This is a genomic window from Ruegeria sp. CDSC042 (assembly GCF_059610745.1).
This window is the reverse complement of the sequence record NZ_JBXWOF010000004.1, coordinates 17258-36962: the sequence shown is the minus strand read 5'-3', so window position 1 is coordinate 36962 and position 19705 is coordinate 17258. Positions and strand designations below refer to the sequence as shown.

Here is a 19705-nt window from a genome sequence, read left to right as displayed (position 1 = left end):
TGATCTCGGCCAGGGCTCTACAGAGCCTGATGTATCACCATGCCGTCATAAGCAGGGGTGATGTTGTCTGCGGTTTCTGCGTCGACCGTGGCATAGTCAAGATCGATATGCATGTTGGTCAGAACCGCGGTTTTTGGTTGCAACAGGTCGATCCAGCCAAGGGTCTTTTCCAGATGCGCATGGGTCGGGTGCGGGGACCGGCGCAGCGCGTCGATCACCAGACAGTCCAGACCCTCTAATGTGGTCCAGGCATCGTCATATATCTCTGCCACGTCCGGCAGGTAGGCCAGATTGCCCATTTTGAAACCAAGCGCGTCGATTGATCCGTGGTTCACCTTGAAGGGGTGAAATGGGATAGGGCCTCCCGGGCCAGTGATCTCGAACGGGCCGTCGATTGTCTTGAGGTTGAGGATCGGCGGGTAGGGTGAGTTTTCGGGTTGGATGAAGGCATAGCCAAATCGGCCCAAAAGATCATTCTGGGTGTCGCCATCAGCCCAGACCGGCACCCGTTCGCGCATGTTGAAGACGATCATGCGCAAGTCGTCAATGCCATGGACGTGGTCGGCATGGGAATGGGTATAGACCACCCCGTCCAACCGCCCGGTGCCGGTGTCCAGCAGCTGGCTGCGCATGTCAGGCGTTGTGTCGATCAGAACCGAGGTGGTGCCTTCGGGCCCGTCACGTTCGACCAACATCGAGCAGCGGCGGCGGATGTTCCTGGGGTTTTCGGGGTCGCAGTCGCCCCAGTGACCGCCAAGACGTGGCACTCCACCTGACGAGCCGCAGCCCAAAATGGTGCAGCGCAGCGTGGTCATGCCGCCGCCTTGTGAGAGGCGACCTTGGTGAAGAGTCTTTCGAAATTGGCCTGGGTCTGCGCCGCGAAATCGGCATAGCCCATGCCAAAGACCTCGGCGCCTTTGCGGGCGGTGTGGGCGGTATAGGCCGGTTCATTCCGTTTGCCGCGAAACGGGGGCGGCGCCAGATAGGGCGCGTCGGTTTCAACCAGGATGCGGTCTACTGGCGCATTTGCGAAAATATCGCGCAATTCCTGGCTTTTGGGAAAAGCGGCGATGCCCGACATGGACAGGTAAAACCCAAGATCCAGGGCGGACTGTGCCAGTTCGGCCGAAGACGAAAAACAATGCATCACACATGAATAGGGGGCATTGCCGTATTCTTCGGCCAGAATGCGGGCCATGTCTTCGTCCGCCGCGCGCGCATGAATGATCAAAGGCAGTCCGGTACGCTGAGCGGCCTCGATATGAACGCGCAGGGATTGCTGCTGAACCTGCGCACTGTCGGCGGTATAGTGATAATCCAGCCCGGTTTCACCGATACCAACAAACTTGGGGTGCTGTGACAGTGCCACCAGCTCGTCCACAGTTGCCATCGGTTCATCGGCTGCACTCATCGGGTGCGTGCCTGCCGCGTAGAATACCGGCGCGTGAGCCTCAGCTATGGCGCGCACAGTGGGTTCGTTCCTCAACCTGGTGCAGATCGTCACCATCCGGGTCACACCGGATTCGGCCGCATTTGCGACGATCAGGTCCAACTGTCCTTCAAAATCGGGGAAGTCCAGATGGCAATGGCTGTCGGTGATTTGGGGGGTGTCGCTCATCTGTTCTGACCGGCGGTTTCCTGTATCTTGAACACCGTATCTAGGACCAGAGCGGCAGGGTCAAGGTTCACCACCTGCCCGTGGCGGGCGCGGGCGGTGATCTGGGCTGCGGTTTCCGCCCAAAGGCGTGCCTGCTCCGGCGATCTGGACAAACGGGACAGGATATCACCTTCGTTTGGCGCGGCCTCTGGCGATGGCGGAGCACCAGTCGCACCGGTCACAGCAAGACGTGACAAGGCAATGTCGATCAGCGTCAACAGCAACTCGAACCGTTCGGCTGCTCCGCGCTGTGCGGCAGCCTCGGCCAGAGCCAGAGCGCGTTGTCTGTCCAGCCGGGGCAGGGTGCTCAGGATCGCGATGAGCTCGGCATATATTTCGAGTCCGCTCAGATTTATCAGGCGGACGGCGTCCCCAACGGACCCGCTGGCCAGAGCGGCCAGATGGTCGGGGTTTCCAGTCAGCTCAACCCCGGTCTGGGTCAGTGCGGCGTTCATATCTTCCGCGTTCAGCGGCGAAAGGCGCAAGGTACGGCACCGGGATCGGATCGTGGGCAAAAGGCGGGACGGTTGATGCGATATCAACAGCAGCGTTGTCCGCGCAGGCGGTTCTTCGAGCATTTTCAGCAATGCGTTGGCGGCGCTGATGTTCATTTCATCCGCAGAATCTACGATGACGACACGGCGGCCCGCATCGGCCGAGGACAGGCCGAAGAACTTCCCAAGTTTGCGAATGTCGTCCACAACGATTTCATTTCGCAACCTGCCCTGATCGTTCACGGATCGTTTGATGGCGGCCAGGCCAGGCTCGGCACCAGCCAGAATTCGATGAACAACCGGGTGATCTGGTGGAATCTCAAGCGTTTTAGGGGGAGGTGGCGCGCCAAACAGTCCGTCCTCTTCGACCGGCGGGGTTGCCAGCAGAAACCGCGCGATCCGCCAGGCCAGCGTTGCCTTACCCACACCTCGGGGGCCGGTCAGCAGCCAGCCGTGGTGCAGACGATCAGAAGTATAGGCGTCAAGAAAGGCCTGCTCGGCCTCGGCCTGCCCAAACAGTTGCGGTGTTTCGCGCGGATGGAGGGCACCGGGTGCCTGATCCGGGATCGGGGTGTCGTCGCTCATCAATCGTCCGTCACAAGGCTTGCATGACGATATCTGTCACATCCCGGGCAACGCTGTCCATGTCCCTGTCGCCGTCGATCACGCGAAACCGGTCGGAGAACTCATCTGCCAATGCCAGAAAACCGGCCCGCATCTTCTGTTGCAGGTGAATGCCGAAATCCTCGAACCGTTCTTCGGTGCCCTGCCGACCCTTGGCCCGAGAGAGGCCGGTTTCAGGATCCATGTCGATCAACACGGTCAGATCCGGTTCACGTTTGATCATCAGCTTATGCAACTGATCGACCAATCCCCGCAGGTCGCCGCGAGATAGGCCCTGATACATGCGGGTGCTATCGGCGAAACGGTCGCAGATGACGATCTTGCCCGCAGTCAAAGCGGGTTCAATGGTGCGTTCCAGATGGTCGCGCCGCGCAGCAGTGAACAGCAGGATTTCCGTCTCGGCGGACCAGCGGTCGGGATCGCCCTCAAGAACCAGCCTGCGGATTTCTTCGGCCCCGGCTGAGCCGCCAGGTTCACGTGTCAGTACGACATCATGCCCGAGGCCGCGCAAATGCTCGGCCAGCATGCGCGCTTGAGAGGATTTGCCCGATCCGTCAATGCCTTCGAAGGTCAGAAACAACCCGCCCGCCGTCACATCGCGCCCAACGGGTTACCGATGACATCTTTTGCAACAATGCCGCCGACCGTCATGATCCGCACGAAGAAACCGCCCTTTTCGACGCTTTCCGCTGCGACCAGAGGTCGGCGGATCTCGGGCAGGCCATCGGGTTTGATGACAAGCTCAGCGATTTCCTGTCCTTTGGCGATGGGGGCCTCAAGCGGACCGTCATAGACGATTTCTGCCTCAACATTCTTATCCCCGAGAACAGGCAGCAGCAGTGTCAAATCCTCTTGCGGGACAAGATCAACCGTTTTCGAAGTGCCCATCCAGATATCGGCTTGTCCTATCGGTTTTTCTGCTTCGGCAAGCTGCCTCTCGACAAAATTGCGAAACGACCAGTTAACGACGGCCTCAGCCTCCTCTGCGCGGCGGGCGACGCTGTCGAGCCCCGACAAAACGAATATGACCCTGCGATCGCCCTGTTGGGCCGATCCTACAAGGCCATAGCCCGCTTCTTGCGTGTGGCCAGTCTTTAGCCCATCCGCACCAATCCCAAGTTTCAGTAAGGGATTCCGGTTACGCGAATTTGACGGCACCCGGTTGTCGAATTCGAACTCTTCCTCGGCGAACAGAGGGTAATATTCGGGAAAGTCGCTAATCAGATGGTCGGCCAGAATGGCGAGGTCATGCACAGACATCATGTGGCCTGCGGCTGGCCATCCGTTCGAATTCGCAAAGTTCGAATTATTCATGCCCAGCTGTTGCGCGCGTTGGGTCATGAACCGGGCAAACCCAGCTTCGGTTCCGTCCGGGCTAAGGGCTTCGGCGATAACAACACATGCGTCATTTCCTGACAGGACTATGATCCCGCGCAGCAGGTCTTCGACCCGGACACGGTCCTGCGTGTTCAGGAACATACTTGAGCCCTTATAGCTGGTCGCATGTTCGGAAACCGGAAGTTCCTCATTCAGTTCCAGGCGACCGTCCCGCAGCGCTTCGAATGCTACAAACAGGGTCATGAGTTTGGACATGGACGCGGGCGGCAACGGCTGGTCTGCGTCTTTGGACAAAAGAACGGTTCCTGTCGTTTGGTCCATGACATAGGCAGCACGGGCTTGCGTATCGAAAGCTTGTGCGGGCAGGGCAAACATAGCCAAACCGAGGGTCAGTACAGATGATCGAAATGAGGACAGCACGAGGGGGACCTCCTTTTGCTTAATTCTTCACGGTATAGGCGTCAGAAAAGCCCAGATCTTTGACGTCGCTTTGCATTGCGTTTCGTTCCGCCCGCGTCAAAGCAGGACCAACGATCACCCTCCAAACAGTTTTGCCATTGGCTTCGAGTTTTTGAACTTTCGCAGGCAACCCGTTTCGCCGAATTTTCTCGGCAGCACCTTCGGCATTTTCTTCAACTGTGAAGGTGCCCACCTGAATAAACGGTTTTGAAAGCGATGAAACGGAGGTTGCCTCAGTGCTGGCTGCGGTTGCTGCCGGGGTAGGGGCGGCCTCTTCGATGGCCGCTGCAGCGCCCTCAATCGGGTCCAGAGGTGTTTCGGTGATTTCGTCGGCAGGCTTCTTTTGCCACCATTTCCGCTTCGGTGCAGCCTCGGTTGGCGGCGTGACAGTGGGATCGGTCAGATTTGCGGTTGGTGCTGGCTCAGGCGCCGCCTCGATAATCTCTGTTGCCACCTCATCGGTCTTTTCTGCGGTTTCAGCCACGGCTGAAGCTGTCGCAGCACCAGCTGCAGCAACTGGAGCCTTCTTTTGCCACCATTTACGCTTGGCTGGTTTATCAACGTCTTCGGACACATCTGCTGTGGTCTGGCTATCGGTTTTCTTGTCCTGAGGTTCAACCGCCTCAGCCGTTGGGGTCTCTTCGGGTTCAGCGACCTCTTCGGGCTCAGGAGCTTTTTCTTCTACTTTCTCGGCAGGCTTGCGCCGCAGGGCAACAACTTCAACCCGAGTCGGTGCGCCTGCGAGGATACCCAGTTTCGCGGCGGCAGTCGAAGACAGTTGCAGCGCAGGGCCCGGCAAGTTGCGTTCGCGGCGGAAAAGTGCGCCGGTTACGGATTTGTTGTTCTTTGTATTCGTTATCCGAACACGTTCAGGCTGTGTAACGTCCGGGTGCGCGACCCAGATTCCGCCCAACGAGGGGCGCCCATCCCACAAACCGGCTTCGGTGACCTTGAAGACATCAGGAGCTTCAACATCATCACGCGCGTTCCCTGTCGTTTTGGGAAACAGCTCTAATTTGCCGTCGTCCTGCACGCTTTCGTCCGCCTGCTCGGTGGATGTTCCACCCGATGTCAGGGCCTCGTCGCACCCTGACAGAGCCGCAACTGTTATTACCAGAACCGCCAGTGCCCGCGGTTTTGCGCGTGTCGTGGTCGCTCGATCCATATTTGCAATCCCTTGCCTGTAAGGGGCCTCTTTCATCGTACCCCGCCGCCGATCGCTGGTTCTGAACTGCCAGCCTGTCACGGTCTTTCACGCAAAGCATAGCCTGCACGTTCGGCCATGGAAAGTCTGCTGCACAGGCTTCGGCAAGATTTCCCTATTTGGTCTTGCCACCGTTTAAAGATAGCCTTAGACCCGGCCCCACGCGGGGAGGTGGCAGAGTGGTCGAATGCGGCGGTCTTGAAAACCGTTGGGCGTGAGAGCGTCCCCAGGGTTCGAATCCCTGTCTCCCCGCCACTCATACCTGTCTCACTTCAGTTGTGTTTTCTGATCCGGAATTGCGCCGCAATTCCCGCGAGTTGGCGCATGCGCTTTCAATCAGAGATGGAGCAAACCGTACACTCAGAACGCAATTCAGGCCTCAGTCTCAGTGGCGCATTTTGGCGGGGTCGCTTTGGGAGGGATTTCCCTGATACCCGGAAACTTACAGGGAATTTTCGTGAGATGGGTCTGGAATCCAGAGTTTCTCCTCTCAGAAATGTATGTTTTTCAGAGGTCTATGCTGCAAATTCCCTAAAAGGTGGAGCAGGGAATTGTTCCCACAGATCAAGGAGGGCGAACCCTGTATCTGGGAGGCCGGTTCTTGAGGTGTCAAAAGTCGAACGACATTCCTGTTCGGCCCAATCAAGTGCGTGGGTAACGCTGACCAGACGCTTGAGTGTGAGTTCGGGCGGCCGGGTGCCGTCGAGAATCGCGGCCTGAATCTTCGGTGAGAGAAAGGCAGTCAGGTCGCAACTCCCGATGAAGCGAGAGAAATCCTGGACTTGAAAGGAGGGGACCGCGTAGCGTTTTGAGGATAAAATGACTGACATCAACTCCCATCGCGCAACATATTTTTGGATTTCTGAGAACCCTAAGGAGATCGAACCATGCGAGTGAGTGTTTTGACATTCAGCGCGCTTCTTACAGGATTTACTGCCGTTCAAACTCATGCTCAGAACGCGGCTCAGGACATCACCAATCTTCTGCTCAGCAACCGGTCTGGAGACTGCGCGGGCTATGCTGGAGTATATTCCGCTTCGTTGGAAGACGTCACGCGACAACAATAATTTAGGCCCATTGATTTCCGTTTGGCTGCGTGATTCATCGCGTTCAAAATGAGCGGTGCACATGTCTGATCGGGCGCACCAAGGCCGGCATGAACACAAAGTTGCATGCGGTTTGTGACAGATGAGCCCTTTTGCGCTATTGGTTAAAGCACAATGGCGAATGAAACCCCTGGGATCTGTCTGTCACTGCCGGTTAGTTCAACAACTACATTAGCGCGAGGGCATTGGTCAGCAGCCCGCCAAATGTCGAATGGTTGCTGGGTGAGCGCGGATATGATGCCGATTGGTTTAGAGAAGCGTTGAAAGACAAAGGGATACGCGCGTGCATCCCAGGCCGCAAACAGCGCAAGACAACTGTCCGATACGACAAGTGCCGCTACAAACGCCGCAATCGGATTGAGATCATGTTTGGCAGATTGAAGGACTGGCGACGCGGTTCGACAGGTGTCCCAAGTCTTCCTCTCAGAAATCGCTCTCGCCGCTTTGGTCATCTATTCGCTATGTGTCCTGAGCCTAATGCTTCCTATCTCGACCTCCCTTTTGCGTTTAGACGAAGCAACCGCGGCGAGAACGATGGCCAATGATTTTAGGTTGGTTCTTGCAGATGTTGAGGGCTCTCGGTCGTCTTCAATTGAACAAAGAAGCTCCCCCATGGCGCCACGAAACCCGTCGTTGAACCATTGTCCTTCGAGTGCAGGCCGCGCAATGCCATGCGCTGTCTCAAGTGTCACAGATTGCGTCGACAGATCCGGTCCAACTGATGTCAGGCTACCGGTCTTACCTGCAACGTATGTTGTATCGCGAGGCCCATAGGGAACGCCCCCGTCAAAAACCAGGCTTGCTTGGCCTTGGTCCAAACGAACCAGAGCCTGCGACATCAGAGGCACTTTGTTGGCCTGGCCGCGTGCAGATGTAGCAGTTGCAAAGACGCTTTCTGCTCTATCTCCGACAAGAGACGCAAGAAAGTCGAACCAGTGAATTCCAAAGTCGTAAAGTATCAGCTGGTCGATTTCGTCAAACGGGGTACCTGCAGTCCAGCTGTGATCCCAGTGAATTGAGATATGGGCCGACAGAACATCTCCGATCAATCCGGCTGAAACCGCCTCACGCATCCAGGACAGGTGCGGGGCCCAACGACCGTTCTGGTTTACCGCTAGTTTAACGCCTTGATCATCTGCCAGCTTCACAAGGTCATTACCCAGATCGAGGTCGGTGACAAAAGGCTTCTGGCTGAGCACGTGTTTGCCCGCTTGCAAGGCAGCTCTGATGATTGGCACGCGATGTTCAGGGTGCAGCGTGACATCGACAACGTCGATCTCGCTATCGGCAAGAAGCGCCTCCCAGTCATTTTCGATGCGGGCAGACGGGCAGTAAACAGCAGCTTTCTCTTCAGCCTTCGCGCGCGTACGGTTCCAGATTGCGGCGACGTCCCAGCCTGCTGTTCGGTAGGCATCAAGATGGCTTGCAGAAATCCCACCCGTACCAATAACCCCGATCCGGGGTCTATAGCGTCGAGGCATTGGTGGAAGATATTGCAGATCCGGCGCATCGATTTCGTGCCGATGCGCAGATTTTAGTGCGTACTGGTCTGTATTGGCACTGTCTGAGGTCATGCGAGTAACCGAAGTGTTCGTTTTTCATATGCCGAGCGGAGCGCCGTATCGACGATCCGTTGCGCTGTCAGGCAAAGTGCTGGATCCAGTGGCCCTTTGACCGGGATTTCTCTGGATATGCAGTCAAGGACGTACTCAATCGCATTTCGTTCACCTAACGGTAGCGGAGTCACTGGTATCTCGTGCCGGTCAGGTCGTGTGCGGGTTTGAACCGTTATGTGATCGGCATAATCGGGCGATGAAATGGTGCCGTCTGTGCCCACAAAGACGAAGCCGCAAGTTGGTTGAGGTTGCGTTGTCCACGGGTCGGTGAAGGTGCCCCAGCGCGTTTCCATTTTTGAGAGCCCCGTTTCATAACGGCAAACGGCAATGGCGTGTTGATCGACCTCAACCCCCGGCGTCTCATCGACTGTGCATGTCACCTCGATCGGCTCCTTTCCCCCTAAATACCAGGTTCCAAGCGTCGCGCCGTAGCCAAGGTAATCCAACAGCGACCCACCGCCCGATGCCCGCTTATACCACCATGAGTTCGGTTTCTGACGCTCAACCTCGTCCGGGGTGACTTCGACCTTGTCGGCCAGATGGTATAGGGGGCCGCGATTTCCGTCGTAGAAATGCACTTCGCGCAGGTTGCCGATCATCCCCTCATCAATCAACCGTTTGGCCGTGACGTGGCTTTCGACCCATCGTAATGGCCAGTTGATGATCAACTGCTTGTCGGTCCTATCCATTGCAGCCATCATGCGGCGCGCATCATCAGAAGATGCGGCAAAGGGCTTTTCGACAAAAACATGCAGGTCGTAAGAGGCCAGACGTTCGGTATATTCCGCATGCTGAGCCGTTGCCACACAAAGAATTGCCATGTCGTAGGGTCCCGCAGCCATGCATGTGTCGAAGTCGGTAAAGATCCGATCTTCGGGAACGCTGAATGCCGTTGCCGCTGCCTTCATCTTGTCCCAATCAGGATCGAATATACCGGCGATTTCAGCGTCAGGGTGATCGTGCACCATCCGAAGCAAGTCACCCATATGCATGTGATCGAAACTGATGCCGACGATCCGGAATTTGGCCATTGGAAACTCCCTTTAGCGCGTGCCGGTGATCCTGACGTAGAGTGCGGTAACTGCAAGAATGATCAGCCCAAACAGGGCCGTGCGCGCACCTTCCGGCATTTGCATCAATGTTAGCATAGTATCCAGCACACGTAGAATAAGTGCGCCCACAATCGCACCTGCGAAACTGCCACGACCTCCGAAGATTGATGTGCCGCCAATCACCGCCGCAGCGACAGAGGGTAACAATAAGGGGTTGGCAAGGCTCAGCGAAGTTTGACGGATCATGCCGAGATAGAGCAAGCCAGCCAGCGCAGCGATCAAACTTGAAAGCACGTAGAGCCCCAGATAGACCTGCCATGCTCGGACCCCGGACAGCTTAGCGGCCTGCTCATTGGAGCCTAGGGCGAACAGCAGCCGACCAAATCCTGTATAGCGCATAAGCCACAGGATAAAGAGCGCAAACGGGATGAATACAAAAAGGCCATTCGGCATTCCAGCGGTGCGGCCGGTTCCGAGCCAGGCAAGGAAGGCGGGGATTTCGGTGCCAGCATTGATAACGAGGCGTTGATAGACCTGCAGACATCCGGTGGCGATTAACCCCGATCCCAGTGTCATGATCAATGGATGGACCCGGACCAATCCCACACCGATGCCATTTACAACGCCCACAACTAGGCCAGCTGACAGCGCGATCAATACTGCAGGTGTCACGCCCCAAATCGCACTAAGTGTTGCGCAAACGAAGGCTGACACGGTGGCAACTACCCCGACCGAGAGATCAATTCCTGCGGTTAGCATTGTCAGCACCTGACAAGCCGCAAGCATCGCCAATGGAATTGCGAACTTGATCAGGTTGCCAACCCAAAAGGTTGAAATCAGCCCATCCCGACCTGCTCGGACCGGGGTAACGATACCTGGCCGCAATACTTCCAGCACAGCGATCATCAGGACAAGGAAGACCAATAGCGGAATAATTGGGTTGTCGCGCAGATAACGGCCAAAGCGGACCATCGGTGGATCTATGGTGTCCATGCTCATCGGCGGGCTCCCTTTAGTGAAGCCGCCGTGCCCAACATAACGACGAGAACCATAATTGTGCCTTCGATAATCGTGGTCACGTTTGGATCGACGGCCAGCAATGTCAGGATCGTCCGAATGATCCGCAAAATGAACACCGCGATGATCGGCCCAAGCAGACCGCCTTTGCCACCGCCCAGCACGACACCGCCCAGAACTACGGCCGCGACCGAGGCCATAAGATATGGCCCCGGTACCGGCTCTCCAATCCCGGTCAGCGCAGCGAGGCTTAGACCGCCCATGGCACAAAACAGCCCGCATAGCGCATAGGCTGCTATCTTTGTTCTTCCCACTGAAACACCAGAACGGAAGGCGGCAAGCTCGTCTGATCCGGTGGCGTAAATCGAGAGCCCGAGTTTGGAGCGCCGGATCGGCAACCAGACAACAGCGATGCCAAAGGCAACGATGAGCAATGCCTTAGGCAGCCCGTCGAATAGAAACTGACCGCGTATTGCCTGTTCCAGCCAATCTGCAGTCGCGCCGCCCGGTGTCTCAAGTATCAACAGCGCGACGCCTTCCCAGACAAACAGCATGGCGAGTGTCACAACGATGTCGGGCACGCGCGTTACAACGATCAAAAGACCATTGATCAACCCCATCAAAAACCCGACCCCCAACACGATAAACAAGGCCGGTACACCGGCCATGCGCTCCATCAGAACGGCTGCAGTCACAGCACAGACCGCCATCATAGACGCAACAGACAGGTCGATACCGCCGACAATTACGACGATGGCCATACCGGCGGTTGCGAAAGCAAAGGGCAGGGCGGCGCGGGCAATACTCTCCAGTCCTGACGCACCGAAAGTTGGTTGTATCAATTTTGTGATGGTCAAAAGGATCATAAGAAGAACCGCTAACCCCATGACCCATGCGTGTCTTCGGATGGCCACGCTCACGCCGCGCCCTCCGTCTCGGTCAGGCCATAGGCCGCACGCATCAGTGTTTGTTCATCCGCGTCGGCCGCATCTATCACGTCAACCACGCGACCGTTGAAGATTACGACCGCGCGGTCACAGGCAAGTGGGATTTCTTCCAACTCGGACGTATAGAATAGAACCGCCGCTCCTTGATCTGCCAACTCACGGACAAGCGGGTAAATCTGGCGTTTTGTGCGCACATCGATGCCACGGGTCGGATCGAATAGAAGCAGGGTTTCGACACCTGTCGCGAGCCAGCGACCAATGGTGACTTTCTGTTGGTTGCCACCTGAAAGCCTTTGCACCTCGCCTTGCGCGCGTGTGTCGATCTGAAGTTTCTCAACCGCATAAGCGACCCGATCGCGCTCATGCCGCAATTTTATTGGTCCCCAGTTCTTGAGCCGGGCTGAAAATGGCAGAGCGATGTTTTCTTTAACTGACCTTTGCGCCAGCAGAGCGTCTGAACGATCGCCCGGAACGAAGGTTATCCCGACTGCAATGGCGTCGGCGGGGTGGGCGAAGTTTACGGGCTTTCCATCAACTTCCATCGATCCTGAAGATGGGCGATCAAAGCCCGCCAGAACCTCAAACAGTTCATCTTGCCCCTGACCCTCAAGCGCGACCACGCCTAGGACCTCGCCGGGGAATAAGTCGAACGAAACATCCGAAAAACTGGGCTCAAAAGCCAGTGACTTAATGCTCAGGCGCGGTGTCTTAGCCTGTGGTTGATTTGCTCGAAGGATCTGACGTGTTCCAATGTCAATCTTCTGACCCAGCATCAATTCGACCACGCGTTCTTCTACGCCGGGTTCAATGTCGAGATCTCCGACAGACATGCCATCCCGCAACACAGTGGCCCGATCGCACAGTTCCGAAATCTCGGTGAAACGGTGAGAAACATAGATCACACCCATCCCGTCATTTGCTTTGCGCCGTACGGTCTTCAATACGCGTTCAACCAGATCCGTCGGCAGCGCCGCGGTCATTTCGTCCAGCAAGAGGACATCTGGTTCAACTGCCAGCGCGCGTGCCAGATCGAGGATGCGCAGCGTAGCAAGTGGCAGGTCGCCAATCATTGCCGATAGTTTCAGGCCTTCGATGCCAAGTTCTGTAACCCAGTTTTGAAACTGATCGACAGGTGTGTCTGTCAGCCGAAGATTGTCGGATACGTCGAGATCAGGAATGAGTGAGGGTTCTTGATAAACCGGCACCAAACCAGAACGGCGCGCCTCGGCGGGGCTTCCGACAAACGCTTGTTTGCCTCTGATCAATACCTGACCAGCGTCGGGTTTAAGGGCACCGGTAATGATCTTGACGAAAGTGGACTTGCCAGCGCCATTTGCGCCCATCAAGGCGACGATCTCGCCTTCGGCAACCGTGAGGTGCGCATTGGTCAACGCCCGTACGGCGCCAAAACTTTTAGCCACGTCAGACGCGTAGAGAAGTGGTGTGCTGCTCATGGATGCCCTTGAATGCCGAGTGGGTTGGATTTGCCTTCCGCCCAGCTAAAGGCGGAAGGCCAGTCAATTCGGATCAGCCCTCGCCGGGTCCCTTACAGTCGATGATTTGTTCCATCGTGTAATCGGTCCAGCCGGGAACAGTCACTGATACGGGCCACTCTGGGTCAAGGTTAGGATTCTGAGCCGCTGTGATCGTTTCACGGCCTGCGTCCGTCGCATTCTCCCAAAGCACAGGATCTACAAGAACGGTTTTGTTCTCAGGTGCCTTGCCGTTCAGAATGTCGACAGCCAAAGCAATGCCTGCGCCGCCGACTGAGCCAGGATTTGTCACTGCCGCGCCGTTCAATCCCTCAACCTCGGTCAGATATTGAACAAATCCTGCGTTGTCTGCGCCAACGATCGGAACCAAAGGTGCCCCGGATTCAGTGAAAGCGTCGACGATTACGTTGTCGATGCCGCTGGTCCAGACACCGTCAAACGGGATGCCGGTGGCCAGGTAATCAAAGATCTGTTGCTTACCCTGGTCTTGCTGCCAGCCGGTGAAAACTTCATGCACCACATTGATATCGGGGTGTTCTGCCAACGCGCGTTTAAAGCCGTTGTCGCGGTCAGTATCGGCTGAGACGCCAGCAATGCCTCGCATATAGACAACGTCACCTTTGCCACCGAGCTGTTCAAATAACCACTTGGCGCCAAGATAGGCGTATTCTTCTTGATTGTTCGAAAGAATGTAGGCGCCTTCAGCCGAAACACCGGCATCCACGGCAACAATGACGATATCTTGCGCCATTGCTTTTTCCAGTGCCGAATTCAAAGCATCCGGGTTGGATGGGTTCAGCACGATGGCGTCTACACCCGCTTCGATGAGGTTGTTGATGTCTTCCAGTTGCCCGGCTGAATCAGTGTTGCGATGCGCGACGATCAGGTTTGTCACATCGGCTTCGACCAGAGCTTGGGCACGCATGGCGCAAATCATCTGTTCGCGCCAGCCATTGCCTTGAACGGTGTTGGACACTCCGATTGTGTATTGCTTGTGCCCGTCAGCCATCGCCACAGTTGAAAGAGACGCTGAAACTGCAAGAGCAGCAACACCATAAAGTAGGTTCTTCATTTTAGTTTCCTCCCAGTTTTAGTCATTTCAAATTTGATAATTTCTTCACTTGATGAATGGTGACAGGACATCCCGGGCCAGCAGAAAACCCCGCTTGACCTTTTCGTCATTCCCTTCGAACAATCTGTCTTCATGTTCGATAATGATCGGACCGTCGTATCCGGCGCGGTAAAGGCCAGAAAAGAAATCAGACCAGTCCACATCGCCCAGCCCACAAAGTCTCGGGATTTGCCATCCCATACCGGTTGACATCACCCCGTTTTCATAAAGCCCGTCCTGATCGACCATCACATCTTTGGCATGGACATGAGCCATGTGAGGACCGAACTCCTTGATGAACCGTGTCTGATCGATGAACTGCCAGATCAGATGTGAAGGATCGAAGTTCATGCCAACCGCATCGCCCCATTCTTCAAAAATCCGCCGCCAGATTCTTGGCGAGTAAGCAATGTTGTGACCCGCGGGCCATTCGTCATAGCTGAAGATCATTGGGCAGTTCTCAAAGCACAGACGCACACCAGAGTTTAGTGCATGCTTCACGATCGGATCGAAAATTTCGGTGGCACGCTCCCAGTTCGCGTCTAGATGCAAAGTGCGATCTCCGCCGACGAATGTGTTGACAACTTTGATGCCCATAACACCGGCGGCGGTGATTACTTTGTTAAGATGTCCAATAACTTCAACCCGATGCTCTTCATCGGCGTGGAGCGCGTTGGGATAGTACCCCAGACCCGAAATCTCGATCCCCTGATCGCCGAGTTGCCCGACAATTTCATTGCCCTGATCCGCGGAAAGGCCATCTACGTTGATGTGGCTGGTTCCCGCATAGCGCCGTTGTTCGCCACCTGACGATGGCCAGCAGGCGACCTCCATCGCCGAAAACCCATTGGAACCGGCCCAGGCCGCCACCTCAGTCAAATGAAGGTTTTCGAATGGTGCAGTCAGTAAGCCCAGTTTCATGTCATCGCCCTCAAATCTAGCTCAAATCGACCCAGCGGCTCTCACTCGCCGACTTGACGACGGCATCGCAGAACTGCATCTCGTAGTGGCCGTCCTCAAATGTCGCCCATGTGCTGCCTTGTTGCCGCCCGCCTGCGATGACGTCGGCATAGACCGCCCGGAAAAAGTTGAAGAATGAATCTGCGAACCCTTCGACATGCCCGGGCGGCAAGGTGGCGGCTGCGATCCCCGGACCGTTCATCAAGGTGAAGTCACGCATCAGGGTCTGGTTGGGCGCGTCACGATGCCCAATGAACAGATGATCAGGAGTTTCACTGTCCCAAGCCGCACTGGCATTTGCTCCGGCGATGTCCCATTGCAATGAGTTCTTTCGCCCCATGTTGACCTGAGATGTGCTCATCACGGCCCGTGCTCCGCTCTCATATCGGATAAGGATCATGGCAGCATCGTCGGTATCGATGCGCACAGTCTCGGTTTCACCGGTTCCGCTGGTAAATGTCTCAATTGGGCCAAGAGGTTTCTGGCGTTCCGGAAGGAAGGTTGTCAGCTCTGCAAAGACGGAGGTCGCCTTCAACCCGGTGACAAAGCTCGTCAGGTCAACCCAGTGCGTTCCAATGTCACCGACCGAACGCAACACACCACCCATTTCGCTTTCCAACCGCCAATTCCAGTCGTTGGGCTTGGCAAGCCAGTCCTGATGGTAGTGCCCGGTAACAAAACGGATATCACCCAGATCCCCGGCCATTACCATGCCGTGGGCTTGTTGGTTCAGCGGATAAAAGCGAATGTTGTAACAAACCGCTGCAACTTTGCCAGAAGCCTTGGCTAGGTCGACCATCTCGGCGCTTTCTACGGACGTCATGGCAAGTGGTTTCTCGCAGATGACGTGTTTGCCCGCAGCTAGGATCGATTTCACTTGCGGATAGTGTGCGTGGTTAGGGGTCGTTACGTGCACTATATCGATGTTTTCATCCGCCAACAGATCCTCCAGAGAGTCATAAGCCCGGGCTACGCTCATTGCCCGCGCTCGTTCCCTTCCGCGCTCTGGCGATGACCCAAGAACACCTCTTACCTCCACGCCCAGACGCCGAAGCGCCTGAACGTGCACTGTTCCTATGAAGCCGGTCCCGATCACCGCAGCGCGGATTTTTGCGAAGTCACTCATCGTGCGCTCCTGTCAAACAACCGAATACCCTCCGTCCACGATCACGCAGGTACCGGTCACAAAGGCTGCCGCATCGGATGCGAGAAACAAGGCTGTTCCAGCGATATCTTCTGGGTGACCCCAGCGTGCCAAGGGTGTGCGTGCTTCTACAGCTGTTGAGAAACTGGCGTCTTTTCGGGCTTTCGCCGATTGCTCGGTCACGATGAACCCGGGCGCGATCGCGTTCACCCGAATATCGTCTTTGGCCCACGCAATCGCCAGTGATTTTGTTAGTTGTTCCACGCCGGCTTTTGACGCGCCATAGGCTGGGTTGAGCGGTGAACCAAAGCGCGCATACATGGAGGCCACATTTATGACGCGCCCTTTCGCGACCGAAAGGGCAGGGTGCAGCGCTTCGGCGCAGCGAAAAGACCCGGTCAGATTTACGTCCAGCACGTGGGAAAAGAACTCAGGTGCCATTTCTTCACCGCGTCGAGTCACCGCCGCACAGTTTACCAAGACGTCAATATGGTCCCGTTCACCTGCAAAATTGTAGACTTCCTCGGTGTTGGTTACATCCAGTTGAATGTAGTCAAACCGGGCGGCGTCCTCTTCGACGCATTGCGGTTCCACACCGGTAATCTCCACTGTGGCACCCGAGTCCTGGAATTCTCTTGCAATAGCGGCACCAATTCCGGCTCGGCTGGCACCGATCACCAGGACCTGTGCCCCGGCAAAGTCGAATGTGACCTTCGAAACCATCAAAGAACCCGGCTTTTGTTGCGTTTGACTTCGGATGCCATCAGTTTCCCTCGTTTGGCGAAATCGTTACTGCAATCGATTACATTTTGGGAAAAACCTACTTTCCAAATTGTGTAATCGATTACATAATCGGCATCACATGAGATTCGAGTCAAGCCAGAAATCGACTGCCAAGCAATGAGCAAGATACCCAAACCCGCCACAATACAGGACGTCGCACGTGTTTCGCAGGTGTCGACAGCCACTGTAAGTCGAGTTCTGTCCAATCCCGATCTGGTGTCAAAATCAACACGTGGTGCTGTTTTGGATGCTATTCGCGAGACGGGATATCGTGTTAATCAAGCTGCCCGAAACCTGCGGATGAAAAGGGCGGGGGCGGTACTGATCCTTGTTCCCAACCTCGGCAAACCATTTTATTCGGGCATTCTCGCTGGTATCAGCGAGGGGTTCGCCGGGTCGGATTATGCAGTTCTGATCACCGACACCGAAAGCAATCCGCTTCAGGAAGAAACTCTTGCTGGGTACTTTCGAGACGGCCGGATAGATGGCGCAATCTCTTTGGATGGTGGCATTCCTTCGACCGCACTTCAGCAATGCGTCACATACGGCGCGGGCGACCGCATAGTATTTTTGTGTGAATGGGTGGAAGGCGAGGCCTTTCCGGTGATTTCCAGCGACAACGCCGAAGGTGCGCGATTGGCGATCAGGCACCTGCATGATTTGGGCCACAAAAAAATCGCGCATGTTACCGGTCCCGACGGGAATGTTCTGACGACCGCTCGGCGTAAGGGTATGGTCGAAGAACGGACACGCTTGGGGCTTCCAGCGCGGCCCGAGTGGATTATCAGGGGCGACTTTTCGCTGGAATCCGGACATGAGGCCGCCAGACGAATACTTGCGATGGATAAGCGCCCAACGGCGGTGTTCTGCGCCGCGGATATGGTTGCCTTTGGGTTGATTTCTGGGCTGGTCGCGGGTGGTTTGAAGGTGCCCGGTGACATTTCGGTTGTTGGTTTCGATGATATCGAAATGTCAGGATCTTATGTTCCGGCTCTGACAACAATCCGACAGGACCGACACCAACTGGGACGCCGTGCGGCAGAGGTTTTGCTGGGCCAGTTGGCGAACACTGGCAAAGCGCTTCCAATGAAATCAGCGCTTCCCGTAGAGCTTGTAACGCGGGCGAGCTCCGCGCCGCCCAATTAGCGAAGTCAAAATTTTGGCGCCTTTGCTATAGTCAACGAAGACGCGCGGGACGCGCTGTGAGCGATGGAGACAGGGGAAATGAGTAAGTCGACCACACCCATTGGCTCTGAACTCACTGTTCGGGATTATTCCCTGACTGGTGTGAATACGCGTCAAGCGATAGAAAACGATCTTTCGGCCGCAGAGTGGTACCACAGCGATGTTCCTCGTAAGAAGCTGAAATCGCTTATGAAGCGCAGGGATGCGCCGGCCATTCGTGACACAGTGATCTGGATCGCTTTGCACTTTGTATTTGCGGCTGGCGGGCTGTACTTCTGGGGCAGCTGGCTTTGCGTGCCATTCTGGTTTGCTTACGGTGTCGTGTATGGTTCGGCCTGCGACAGCCGTTGGCACGAATGCGGACACGGAACAGCCTTTCGAACCCGATGGATGAACGACGTCGTGTACCACATCGCGTCCTTCCAGATTATGCGAAACCCGGTCAATTGGCGCTGGAGCCATGCGCGGCATCACACCGATACACTCATTGTTGGCCGCGATCCGGAAATAGCGTGGATGCACCCGATCAGCCTGATCCTGAAGGCGCTTGCATTTGTAGGGATTTTTGAGACCTGGACTTCACTCAAAGTTCTAATGCGAAATGCCATGGGGAACTTGTCGCAAGAAGAGCAGGATTACATTCCGGAAAGCCAATGGCCCAAAGCGGTCCTTTGGGCGCGGATTCACATTGCGATCTACGCCGCTGTTTTGTTGATTTCATTTGTTTTGCTTGTCTCCGGGGCCGCATGGAAATCCCTGATCCCCATACTCTTGATCGGAGGTCCTCGGGTCTATGGGTGTTGGCATTTTGTAATGACGGGGTTGCTTCAGCATGGAGGGCTTGCGGAGAACGTTCTTGATCACCGTTTAAATTCACGTACACTTTATATGAACCCGATAAGCCGTTGGGTTTACTGGAACATGAATTACCATATTGAGCATCACATGTTCCCGATGGTTCCGTATTACTCTCTTCCAGCGCTTCATGATCTGATCAAGGATGATCTGCCGCCGCCGAATACTTCGATTTGGGACGGCTACAAAGAAATGATGGGTTCCGTCATGAAGCAGCGTGTTGACCCGAGTTACGCCATACGAAAGTCTCTCCCGCCGACGGCCCGCCCATATCGGGAACATTTTCACTTGGGAGTTCCGGAGAGAAACACGGGGTTAGAAATCGGTGATCGAGGAGGAACGTAATGCCTTGGGTTGACGCATGCGCCGTAGACGATGTTGAGGAAGAAGATCTCATTCGTTGGGACCACGACGGTAGAACCTACGTGATTGTTCGCAGTTTGGACAATGAGTTCTATTGCACCGACGGCCTCTGTACACACGAACAAGTGCACTTGTCGGACGGGCTGGTGATGGACAACGAGATAGAGTGCCCCAAGCATAATGGGCTATTCGACTATCGCACGGGCAAAGCTTTGAGGGCGCCCGTATGCGAAGATCTTCGCACCTACGAAACCAGAGTAGGAAATGGTCGCGTCATGGTATTGGTGGAATGATTTT

General features: G+C 55.7%; 19 protein-coding genes, 1 tRNA gene and 1 pseudogene. 5 read left to right on the top strand and 16 right to left on the bottom strand.

Features of this window, described 5'->3' with window-relative positions:
• Nucleotides 1-17 precede the first annotated feature (17 nt).
• The 6 genes from AC2FHX_RS09945 to AC2FHX_RS09920 form a co-directional block, all read right to left on the bottom strand.
• On the bottom strand, nt 18-815 hold the full coding sequence (locus tag AC2FHX_RS09945; RefSeq protein WP_271950144.1) for an MBL fold metallo-hydrolase: 798 nt from the start codon (nt 813-815) through the stop codon (nt 18-20).
• Nucleotides 812-1618, bottom strand: a complete 807-nt coding sequence (locus AC2FHX_RS09940; RefSeq protein WP_496701768.1) for a TatD family hydrolase — start codon at nt 1616-1618, stop codon at nt 812-814. Before AC2FHX_RS09940 ends, AC2FHX_RS09945 begins: the two co-directional genes overlap by 4 nt.
• Nucleotides 1615-2736 (bottom strand): DNA polymerase III subunit delta', encoded by a 1122-nt coding sequence (locus tag AC2FHX_RS09935; RefSeq protein ID WP_496701770.1) that lies wholly within the window; start codon nt 2734-2736, stop codon nt 1615-1617. The genes AC2FHX_RS09940 and AC2FHX_RS09935 overlap by 4 nt, the downstream gene beginning before the upstream one ends.
• A 10-nt stretch (nt 2737-2746) precedes the next feature.
• Nucleotides 2747-3370 (bottom strand): dTMP kinase, encoded by a 624-nt coding sequence (gene tmk / locus AC2FHX_RS09930; protein WP_496677443.1) that lies wholly within the window; start codon nt 3368-3370, stop codon nt 2747-2749.
• The gene (locus tag AC2FHX_RS09925; RefSeq protein ID WP_281994856.1) at nt 3367-4488 is read right to left on the bottom strand and encodes a D-alanyl-D-alanine carboxypeptidase family protein; all 1122 of its coding nucleotides are present in this window, start codon (nt 4486-4488) and stop codon (nt 3367-3369) included. The genes tmk and AC2FHX_RS09925 overlap by 4 nt, the downstream gene beginning before the upstream one ends.
• A gap of 64 nt (nt 4489-4552) precedes the next feature.
• Complete coding sequence (locus AC2FHX_RS09920; RefSeq protein WP_282021414.1) at nt 4553-5737, bottom strand: SPOR domain-containing protein; 1185 nt, start codon at nt 5735-5737, stop codon at nt 4553-4555.
• Between the two features lie 204 nt (nt 5738-5941).
• On the opposite strand from AC2FHX_RS09920, the gene AC2FHX_RS09915 reads away from it, so the two are divergent.
• Nucleotides 5942-6031: transfer RNA gene (locus AC2FHX_RS09915), tRNA-Ser, on the top strand.
• 260 nt (nt 6032-6291) lie between these two features.
• Here AC2FHX_RS09915 and AC2FHX_RS09910 read toward each other — a convergent pair.
• Complete coding sequence (locus AC2FHX_RS09910; protein WP_496701773.1) at nt 6292-6906, bottom strand: hypothetical protein; 615 nt, start codon at nt 6904-6906, stop codon at nt 6292-6294.
• 149 nt (nt 6907-7055) lie between these two features.
• Between AC2FHX_RS09910 and AC2FHX_RS09905 the strand changes: the two are divergent.
• A pseudogene (locus tag AC2FHX_RS09905) lies at nt 7056-7344 on the top strand (transposase); the annotation flags it as partial.
• On the opposite strand, the gene AC2FHX_RS09900 reads toward AC2FHX_RS09905, so the two are convergent.
• The 9 genes from AC2FHX_RS09900 to AC2FHX_RS09860 form a co-directional block, all read right to left on the bottom strand.
• The gene (locus AC2FHX_RS09900) at nt 7335-8363 is read right to left on the bottom strand and encodes a Gfo/Idh/MocA family protein (protein WP_496701775.1); all 1029 of its coding nucleotides are present in this window, start codon (nt 8361-8363) and stop codon (nt 7335-7337) included. The pseudogene AC2FHX_RS09905 and the gene AC2FHX_RS09900 sit on opposite strands and share 10 nt — an antisense overlap.
• Before the next feature lie 89 nt (nt 8364-8452).
• Nucleotides 8453-9529, bottom strand: a complete 1077-nt coding sequence (locus AC2FHX_RS09895; protein WP_496701777.1) for a Gfo/Idh/MocA family protein — start codon at nt 9527-9529, stop codon at nt 8453-8455.
• A 12-nt stretch (nt 9530-9541) separates the two neighbouring features.
• Nucleotides 9542-10549 (bottom strand): ABC transporter permease, encoded by a 1008-nt coding sequence (locus AC2FHX_RS09890; protein ID WP_496690824.1) that lies wholly within the window; start codon nt 10547-10549, stop codon nt 9542-9544.
• A complete protein-coding gene (locus tag AC2FHX_RS09885) occupies nt 10546-11487 on the bottom strand; it encodes an ABC transporter permease (RefSeq protein WP_496701779.1) in 942 nt (313 codons plus the stop codon). Before AC2FHX_RS09885 ends, AC2FHX_RS09890 begins: the two co-directional genes overlap by 4 nt.
• Complete coding sequence (locus AC2FHX_RS09880) at nt 11484-12968, bottom strand: sugar ABC transporter ATP-binding protein (RefSeq protein WP_496701781.1); 1485 nt, start codon at nt 12966-12968, stop codon at nt 11484-11486. Before AC2FHX_RS09880 ends, AC2FHX_RS09885 begins: the two co-directional genes overlap by 4 nt.
• Before the next feature lie 73 nt (nt 12969-13041).
• Nucleotides 13042-14079, bottom strand: coding sequence for an ABC transporter substrate-binding protein (locus AC2FHX_RS09875; protein ID WP_142634734.1), 1038 nt, complete (start codon nt 14077-14079; stop codon nt 13042-13044).
• A gap of 45 nt (nt 14080-14124) precedes the next feature.
• The gene (locus AC2FHX_RS09870; protein ID WP_496701783.1) at nt 14125-15039 is read right to left on the bottom strand and encodes a sugar phosphate isomerase/epimerase family protein; all 915 of its coding nucleotides are present in this window, start codon (nt 15037-15039) and stop codon (nt 14125-14127) included.
• A gap of 16 nt (nt 15040-15055) precedes the next feature.
• Nucleotides 15056-16204 carry a Gfo/Idh/MocA family protein gene (locus tag AC2FHX_RS09865; RefSeq protein WP_496701785.1) on the bottom strand — a complete coding sequence of 383 codons (1149 nt, stop codon included), beginning with the start codon at nt 16202-16204 and terminating at the stop codon, nt 15056-15058.
• 12 nt (nt 16205-16216) lie between these two features.
• Nucleotides 16217-16945, bottom strand: a complete 729-nt coding sequence (locus tag AC2FHX_RS09860; RefSeq protein WP_496701787.1) for an SDR family NAD(P)-dependent oxidoreductase — start codon at nt 16943-16945, stop codon at nt 16217-16219.
• Nucleotides 16946-17122: 177 nt separating this feature from the next.
• On the opposite strand from AC2FHX_RS09860, the gene AC2FHX_RS09855 reads away from it, so the two are divergent.
• From AC2FHX_RS09855 to AC2FHX_RS09845, 3 genes are all read left to right on the top strand, one after another.
• The gene (locus tag AC2FHX_RS09855) at nt 17123-18151 is read left to right on the top strand and encodes a LacI family DNA-binding transcriptional regulator (RefSeq protein ID WP_496701789.1); all 1029 of its coding nucleotides are present in this window, start codon (nt 17123-17125) and stop codon (nt 18149-18151) included.
• A gap of 78 nt (nt 18152-18229) precedes the next feature.
• Nucleotides 18230-19390, top strand: coding sequence for a fatty acid desaturase family protein (locus AC2FHX_RS09850; protein ID WP_496701791.1), 1161 nt, complete (start codon nt 18230-18232; stop codon nt 19388-19390).
• On the top strand, nt 19390-19701 hold the full coding sequence (locus AC2FHX_RS09845) for a MocE family 2Fe-2S type ferredoxin (protein ID WP_496694939.1): 312 nt from the start codon (nt 19390-19392) through the stop codon (nt 19699-19701). The genes AC2FHX_RS09850 and AC2FHX_RS09845 overlap by 1 nt, the downstream gene beginning before the upstream one ends.
• The last annotated feature ends 4 nt before the right edge of the window (nt 19702-19705 follow it).

Excerpts from the sequence above, each read along its gene's own strand:
- AC2FHX_RS09945 (WP_271950144.1), bottom strand. The coding sequence starts at position 815 with ATGACCACGCTGCGCTGCACCATTTTGGGCTGCGGCTCGTCAGGTGGA.
- AC2FHX_RS09925 (WP_281994856.1), bottom strand. The coding sequence starts at position 4,488 with ATGTTTGCCCTGCCCGCACAAGCTTTCGATACGCAAGCCCGTGCTGCC.
- AC2FHX_RS09865 (WP_496701785.1), bottom strand. The coding sequence starts at position 16,204 with ATGAGTGACTTCGCAAAAATCCGCGCTGCGGTGATCGGGACCGGCTTC.
- AC2FHX_RS09880 (WP_496701781.1), bottom strand. The coding sequence starts at position 12,968 with ATGAGCAGCACACCACTTCTCTACGCGTCTGACGTGGCTAAAAGTTTT.
- AC2FHX_RS09890 (WP_496690824.1), bottom strand. The coding sequence starts at position 10,549 with ATGAGCATGGACACCATAGATCCACCGATGGTCCGCTTTGGCCGTTAT.
- AC2FHX_RS09845 (WP_496694939.1), top strand. The coding sequence starts at position 19,390 with ATGCCTTGGGTTGACGCATGCGCCGTAGACGATGTTGAGGAAGAAGAT.
- AC2FHX_RS09900 (WP_496701775.1), bottom strand. The coding sequence starts at position 8,363 with ATGCCTCGACGCTATAGACCCCGGATCGGGGTTATTGGTACGGGTGGG.
- AC2FHX_RS09870 (WP_496701783.1), bottom strand. The coding sequence starts at position 15,039 with ATGAAACTGGGCTTACTGACTGCACCATTCGAAAACCTTCATTTGACT.
- AC2FHX_RS09895 (WP_496701777.1), bottom strand. The coding sequence starts at position 9,529 with ATGGCCAAATTCCGGATCGTCGGCATCAGTTTCGATCACATGCATATG.
- AC2FHX_RS09935 (WP_496701770.1), bottom strand. The coding sequence starts at position 2,736 with ATGAGCGACGACACCCCGATCCCGGATCAGGCACCCGGTGCCCTCCAT.
- AC2FHX_RS09875 (WP_142634734.1), bottom strand. The coding sequence starts at position 14,079 with ATGAAGAACCTACTTTATGGTGTTGCTGCTCTTGCAGTTTCAGCGTCT.
- AC2FHX_RS09910 (WP_496701773.1), bottom strand. The coding sequence starts at position 6,906 with ATGTGCACCGCTCATTTTGAACGCGATGAATCACGCAGCCAAACGGAA.
- AC2FHX_RS09855 (WP_496701789.1), top strand. The coding sequence starts at position 17,123 with ATGAGCAAGATACCCAAACCCGCCACAATACAGGACGTCGCACGTGTT.
- AC2FHX_RS09920 (WP_282021414.1), bottom strand. The coding sequence starts at position 5,737 with ATGGATCGAGCGACCACGACACGCGCAAAACCGCGGGCACTGGCGGTT.
- AC2FHX_RS09850 (WP_496701791.1), top strand. The coding sequence starts at position 18,230 with ATGAGTAAGTCGACCACACCCATTGGCTCTGAACTCACTGTTCGGGAT.
- AC2FHX_RS09860 (WP_496701787.1), bottom strand. The coding sequence starts at position 16,945 with ATGGTTTCGAAGGTCACATTCGACTTTGCCGGGGCACAGGTCCTGGTG.
- AC2FHX_RS09940 (WP_496701768.1), bottom strand. The coding sequence starts at position 1,618 with ATGAGCGACACCCCCCAAATCACCGACAGCCATTGCCATCTGGACTTC.